The organism is Butyrivibrio sp., assembly GCF_015056685.1.
Lineage (GTDB): Bacteria > Bacillota > Clostridia > Lachnospirales > Lachnospiraceae > Butyrivibrio.
Window position 1 is genome coordinate 22308 of record NZ_SVFW01000049.1, and the last position, 6000, is coordinate 28307.

The window sequence follows — 6000 nt, forward strand, 5'->3', positions numbered from 1 at the left end:
AGAAAAAAAACAAGTAAATGAGTCAGGTAATAGATGAAAAAAAATAAAGGACTGAAAAGTCAGCTCCCCAACATTATATTTGGGTTGATCTTTATAGTGGGTGTTGCGATTTTTCTTTATCCCTCAATAAGTAACTATATCAATACAAAACACCAGAGCAGAGTTGTGGCAAGTTATGATGAAGCACTGGCCAATCTTACTACAGAAGATTATTCTTCTTACTGGAAGGCTGCAAAAGAGTTTAATGAGAGACTTGTTAAGGCGCAGTCGAGTTCTTTTTTAACACTGGACGGTGAACTTAAGGCTAAATACTATGACACCCTTGATCCAACAGGAACGGGAGTTATAGGAACTATAGAAATAGAAAATATTGGAGTGAGACTTCCGATATATCACGGAACTGAAGAAACAGTTTTACAGATGGGAATAGGACACCTTGAAGGGTCTTCATTTCCAACAGGTACAAAAAGTACTCATTGTATTTTGTCGGGGCATAGAGGACTTCCATCGGCAAAACTTTTTACAGATCTCGATCAGATGATCGTTGGAGATACATTTTTACTACATATCCTGGATCAGACCTTTGCTTATCAGGTTGATAACATAAGCATAGTTTTACCGGAAGATACCGGAGGACTGGGAATAGTAGATGGAGAAGAATACGTCACGCTGGTGACTTGTACGCCCTACGGTGTAAATACTCACAGGCTCCTTGTAAGAGCAAAGCGTGTTGATTATAACGAAGAAACAAAACTTATCGTACCGGCAGATGCAACAAGGTACGGAACACTTATGATAGCTCCTTTTATTGGAGCGCCTATGCTGCTCATTGCATTTATAGTATTTATGGTAATGACCAGAAAGCCTAAAGCAAAAAAAGCAGCAAAAAATTGAGGTTGAAGGATGAAAAAACTGACACGAAACCTTAACAGAATAGTGATGTTTGTGGCTGTTTTATTATTGATGCTTGGAAGTTTTTCTTTTCCTGTTCAAGCAAGGAACCTTATCGATATGAGCTGGCAGGATAAGGGACAGATGACTTTGCAGTTTAAATTTGATGACAAGCTCCTTGAAGGCATGGAGGTCGATGCATACCTGGTGGCAGATATCAGTGAAAATGGCGAGTTTACACTGATAGATGAGCTTAAAGATCAGCCTGTGACCAATCTTAATGGCATCACAGATCAGAGTCAGTGGGATGTAATAATTGATACCATTGAGCCTTACGTATACAGTCATATGAGTGTTACTGCACATGCAGTTTCTGACGTAAATGGAGAAGCGTTTTTTGATGGGCTTCACCTGGGACTTTACATGATAAGGACAGAAGCTTTATATGATCCAGTAGAGGCTTGTACCTATGCAGTTGATACTTTTTTGATCTCAGTACCAACAACGGATGCAAATGACACCTGGGTTAACCCTGTATACGCACCTGTGTTAAGAGCTAAGTGCTCTCAAGAATATCCAAAGACCTATGAAATAAGAAAGGTTTGGAAAGATACAGATAATGAGGACAAGCGCCCTCCATATATAAGTGTTGATCTTTACAGAGATGGAGAAAAGGTTCAGACAGTTGAGCTCAGTGCATCAAATAACTGGTTCTATTCCTGGTCTGATATGGATTACAGGGGTGAGTCAGGAGAGGTTACAGCTCACGATTGGACCATAAAAGAGAATATCAGCAGTGACTCTCCTTATACGGTAAGTACAAGCGAAAGCTCATATAATGGTGAAAGCAGCAAGGTGATTCTTTTTACTCTGGAAAACACGTATAATGAGCCGGAGACACCACCTGAAACTCCACCTGAGACTCCGCCGGAAACACCTGATACGCCAGATGAGGATACACCAACAGAAGACACACCGGAAACACCTGGAATACCTGATCTTCCGGAAGTTTTAGGAGCTTTTAGAAATCTTCCTGCAGTACTTGGTGCAAGAAGACTTCCACAGACAGGTCAGCTTTGGTGGCCACTTCCTATATTGGTAATAGCAGGAGTCCTGTTTATTATCAAGGGAATCAGGGCAAACAGGAAGAATGCCGGTTGACAGATAGAGCAGCCGGATTTAGTATGTGTATGTGATCAATGTTGATTGCACCTTGTGGTCAGCCACAGGGTGCAATTTTGTATATTAAAATGTATATTTGTTACTGATCATGTGGTTTTAACAAATGTATAAAAGGCTGAAGTTTGATATAATAAAGTTAGAAAAAAGAGGTAAGAGATAATGATTTACAAGACAAAAGGCACATGCTCAACACAGATTGATATTGAGCTTAACGGAGACACAATAGGTGCAGTGAAATTTACAAATGGATGTAACGGCAACCTGCAGGGAATATCCAAGCTTGTAGAGGGAATGAAGTGCGAGGATGCCATAGCAAAGCTTCGTGGCATTAAGTGTGGTTTTAAAAATACATCATGCCCCGATCAGCTTTCTTATGCGATTGAAGAGGCAATGAGGCAGAATGCATAAAGATCATAGTGGTCATAAGTATATTTTGATCGGTACTGCTCTTATTTTTATAGCAGTTTTTTTGCTAAAACATAATCTTGATGAATCATCTGAGGCTGGGAATGCTTCCGATGAAATGCTTGAGGGAGTTATTGAACAGATGCCGGGCGTGGTACTTGAGAATTTATCCGGTGACATGCCTGTTGTTGATGTGGACGGACATAGCTTTGTGGGTACACTTGAGATTCCTTCATTGGAACTTCTTTTACCTGTGCAGAGTTCCTGGAGCCAGGAGGATGCCAAGTACGCTGTCTGCAGATATGAAGGCAGCATGTACGATGATGACCTTATAATAGCCGGCCATAATTACACTGAGCATTTCGGTAAATTGAGTGAGCTTACTTCAGGTGACGTAGTAATTGTTACTGATATGAATGGTATGAGTAAGTACTATGAGGTCACCAATATTGAGACTCTTGGAGCTTATGACGTTGAAAAAATGGAAGCAGGAGACTGGGATCTGACTCTTTTTACCTGTACACTTGGAGGCGCGAACCGCGTGACGATAAGGTGTGAGTCAGTTGGAAAGTATAGCGAGACGGGCACTACGCCTGATGTACTTGATGCCGCAGAAAAGAGTAAGCACATCAGGAAATGAGCAGTAACACTTTAGTTTTTATGCATGATAGCCGATAATCTTACTGTAATGTTATAGAGTGTTAATAGAAATTTTAGCACTCTCACCTAGACAGTGCTAATTTTGAGATATATAATTACAGTACAAAAATGGAGAAATGTATCCAAGGAGAGGAGATGATGCGTAATGATTATAGTAAAAATGAATGCAACCACAGTAGAATGCAGTATTGCGGCATCAGAACTTCATGAAATTGGGCTTACTCCTGAGGCAGTTATAGAAGGTGCAGAAAACACTACTTCGTTTTTTGCACAACTCAACAGGGAAGTTGGGGCGCAGCTCGATTATGATCCGGAAACAGAGGTCATGATGATGAGCAAAAACATGATGATGGATGGAAGTGTGCGCATCTTCGCGGTTAAGATGAGCAATGAAGATATTCAGAAAGCAACAGACCGTATTCGTGGAGCAGCCGATACTATCCTTAAAATGCTGACTCAGGAAAAGGTGGACGAGATCAAGGCCAAAACCGGCAAGGAAAAAGGTGTTGCGCTTAATGAAGTTATCACAAATGTAACAGATACTATCAATAGAATATATGGCAAGGATGATTTTGATCCATCGGCTGTGGAGCAGGCTACTACAAGTTATCAGCCTCTTTCAGAGTACGCCAGATACATGATGGAGTTTGACAATTTTGATGAAGTTAAGAGATTTGCCAAGGTTGTTCAGAGACTTCCGATTGTTGACTCGAGTTTGTATAAATATGAGGATCGCTATTATCTTATTGCAGGACTTATGTCCGCCAATGAGAGCATCATCTATGACATGAGAAGAGCAGGAGTTGAGTATTCTCAGATGCTCACTGTAAATGCTCCCGAAGCTATGGTTGTAGAGGAGCACGGCGAAAGTCTTATTGCAGATGATGCGGTTGTACATCTGGCTGATCTTGCAAGATGACTTGATATGTGGAGTGTCTGAAGATATAAGGACTTGATATGAAGGCAGAATTTTCGGTATTTAATTTTTCAGGTATTTATGATGAAGAGAGCTTTTATCGAGTAGATAAAGGCTCTTCATTTTGTGGAAAAGTCCTGGATTTAAAAGATATTTCGGGGACAAACTGCCTGTGCGACGATGACGCTAAGGCGGCTATCAAAAAGGCTGTCATTGATGCGGAGTACGGTGAAAACCCTGTTAATCTGCATGCATTTGCCAATGGAATTCATTTCATTGATTCAGGGAACTATCATTATATGTCAGCTCTTTTGCTGGATATGGTAAAAGAGCCTTTTTCGCTTGTGGTTCTGGATCATCACCCTGACATGCAGCCATCAATGTTTGGAGATATCCTCTCCTGTGGGAGTTGGGTAAAAAATGTACTTGATACAAATGCGAATGTGCGGGATGTGCATGTGATAGGAGCAGATAGAAAGCTTATTGAAGAGCTTGATGAGGCGGATAGATGCAGAGTGCACTTCTATGACCGGGAAGACGTGATCCTGGGCTTGGGTAATGGAAGTGACGACGCCGGTAGTATTAGAGTTAGGCTTCCTGAGACGGAGTATCCGGTATATCTCTCGATTGATAAAGATGTGATCAGGACAGATGATCTTAGAACCAACTGGGATCAGGGTGAGTTCACTGATTCAGAGGTTTTGGAGTTTACGAGAGCTCTTTTGACTGGGAGAAAAGTGATCGGCGTTGATATCTGTGGCGAATGTGCTCCAGATCAGGAAGGGATTGATCTGGAAAGGGCAATAGCTCAAAATGATCAGTTTAATTGGGATATTCTCAAGTTGTTAGCTGTAAACAATAGTGTAAATATAAACGAAATATAGTATAATATTCCTAGACTCTCCTTTGGGAGCGGACTTATTGGTATTAACATCATGGAGGAAATATGGAAAAGAGATTCAGAGATTATTTAAGACACCTTGAAAAGCTTGATTTTGAAGTACTTTCTGAGGATGAGGTATTTTCAGAAAGAGAGGGAATAGTGATGCAGGCAACCGTCCTTCACCAGGAGCTGATGAGGACACTCACTGCAATCATAGGCTTTCTTACCTGTGCCAGCATTTTTCTTGCAGTTGGATTCGTGAATTTCTTTTTTGTAAGCTTTATATGTGCAGCAGTATTTGCAGTAGCTGCAGCGGCTTGTGCGCTGCACTATAAGGATATTTCCGATGTTATGAAGAAAATGTATTTTTACATAGATAAGTTGACGAGGCTTTGAAAAATGTAAAAAAAATCTAAAATAAAGTGCTAAAAAGCCTTGACAGTGTGGCTGAAAGTGAGTATCATTAACTACGTTGCACGCAGGAGTGGCGGAATGGCAGACGCGCATGGTTCAGGTCCATGTGTTGGCAACAACATGAGGGTTCAAGTCCCTTCTCCTGCACTAGATTTTATCTAGTGCAATTGAAGCGGTTTGTACATATATAGAAAATGCGGAAGTGTCGGAATTGGCAGACGAGCAAGACTAAGGATCTTGTGACTGTTTATGTCGTGTGGGTTCAAGTCCCATCTTCCGCACGAAACAAAAGGATCAACTCGAAAGAGTTGGTCCTTTTGTTTTGCGCGGAAGGGGACTCTCACCCAGCAGCTTCGCTGCGTGGGTTTCCCTAAAGGGACTAGGAACAAGCTTTGCTTGTTCCGTCGCAAGTCCCTATCTTCCGCGTGGCGAGTCACTGGGGACGTTTCAGTTTGACTCATTTTAAATTTGTTCTTTACAACAAATTATAAATATCGTGCGAGAAAACCCCTTCCGATGAAATCGGTTGTGGGATGAATCGCACTAGCTTTTCTTTTTGTATTTCCCTGTCTTAAGTGCGAGCTGAGAAAATCAGCCGCGCAGCGGATGATTTTCCTCAGCGAGCACGGGGCGCCGTGCTTGTTGAGAA

Annotated in this window: 7 protein-coding genes and 2 tRNA genes; all 9 read left to right on the top strand. The window is 41.5% G+C overall.

Translation table 11 applies throughout. The annotated features are described in order from the left end of the window. Window positions 1-33: 33 nt before the first annotated feature. Window positions 34-894 (top strand): class C sortase, encoded by an 861-nt coding sequence (locus tag E7303_RS14885; RefSeq protein ID WP_292146195.1) that lies wholly within the window; start codon window positions 34-36, stop codon window positions 892-894. A 9-nt stretch (window positions 895-903) separates the two neighbouring features. Beyond that, the gene (locus tag E7303_RS14890) at window positions 904-2052 is read left to right on the top strand and encodes a Cna B-type domain-containing protein (protein WP_292146197.1); all 1149 of its coding nucleotides are present in this window, start codon (window positions 904-906) and stop codon (window positions 2050-2052) included. A gap of 180 nt (window positions 2053-2232) precedes the next feature. Next, a complete protein-coding gene (locus tag E7303_RS14895; protein ID WP_292146198.1) occupies window positions 2233-2481 on the top strand; it encodes a TIGR03905 family TSCPD domain-containing protein in 249 nt (82 codons plus the stop codon). Continuing rightward, window positions 2474-3118, top strand: coding sequence for a sortase (locus E7303_RS14900; RefSeq protein WP_292146200.1), 645 nt, complete (start codon window positions 2474-2476; stop codon window positions 3116-3118). The genes E7303_RS14895 and E7303_RS14900 overlap by 8 nt, the downstream gene beginning before the upstream one ends. Before the next feature lie 165 nt (window positions 3119-3283). Then, window positions 3284-4057 carry an adaptor protein MecA gene (locus E7303_RS14905; RefSeq protein ID WP_292146201.1) on the top strand — a complete coding sequence of 258 codons (774 nt, stop codon included), beginning with the start codon at window positions 3284-3286 and terminating at the stop codon, window positions 4055-4057. Between the two features lie 38 nt (window positions 4058-4095). After that, complete coding sequence (locus E7303_RS14910) at window positions 4096-4938, top strand: arginase family protein (RefSeq protein WP_292146202.1); 843 nt, start codon at window positions 4096-4098, stop codon at window positions 4936-4938. A gap of 62 nt (window positions 4939-5000) precedes the next feature. Then, window positions 5001-5333 carry a hypothetical protein gene (locus E7303_RS14915; protein WP_103868459.1) on the top strand — a complete coding sequence of 111 codons (333 nt, stop codon included), beginning with the start codon at window positions 5001-5003 and terminating at the stop codon, window positions 5331-5333. A gap of 82 nt (window positions 5334-5415) precedes the next feature. Beyond that, a tRNA-Leu gene (locus tag E7303_RS14920) sits at window positions 5416-5498 on the top strand. A gap of 49 nt (window positions 5499-5547) precedes the next feature. After that, a tRNA-Leu gene (locus E7303_RS14925) sits at window positions 5548-5632 on the top strand. The last annotated feature ends 368 nt before the right edge of the window (window positions 5633-6000 follow it).

Coding starts and splice junctions, on each gene's coding strand:
- E7303_RS14885 (WP_292146195.1), top strand. CDS start 34: ATGAAAAAAAATAAAGGACTGAAAAGTCAGCTCCCCAACATTATATTT.
- E7303_RS14890 (WP_292146197.1), top strand. CDS start 904: ATGAAAAAACTGACACGAAACCTTAACAGAATAGTGATGTTTGTGGCT.
- E7303_RS14895 (WP_292146198.1), top strand. CDS start 2,233: ATGATTTACAAGACAAAAGGCACATGCTCAACACAGATTGATATTGAG.
- E7303_RS14900 (WP_292146200.1), top strand. CDS start 2,474: ATGCATAAAGATCATAGTGGTCATAAGTATATTTTGATCGGTACTGCT.
- E7303_RS14905 (WP_292146201.1), top strand. CDS start 3,284: ATGATTATAGTAAAAATGAATGCAACCACAGTAGAATGCAGTATTGCG.
- E7303_RS14910 (WP_292146202.1), top strand. CDS start 4,096: ATGAAGGCAGAATTTTCGGTATTTAATTTTTCAGGTATTTATGATGAA.
- E7303_RS14915 (WP_103868459.1), top strand. CDS start 5,001: ATGGAAAAGAGATTCAGAGATTATTTAAGACACCTTGAAAAGCTTGAT.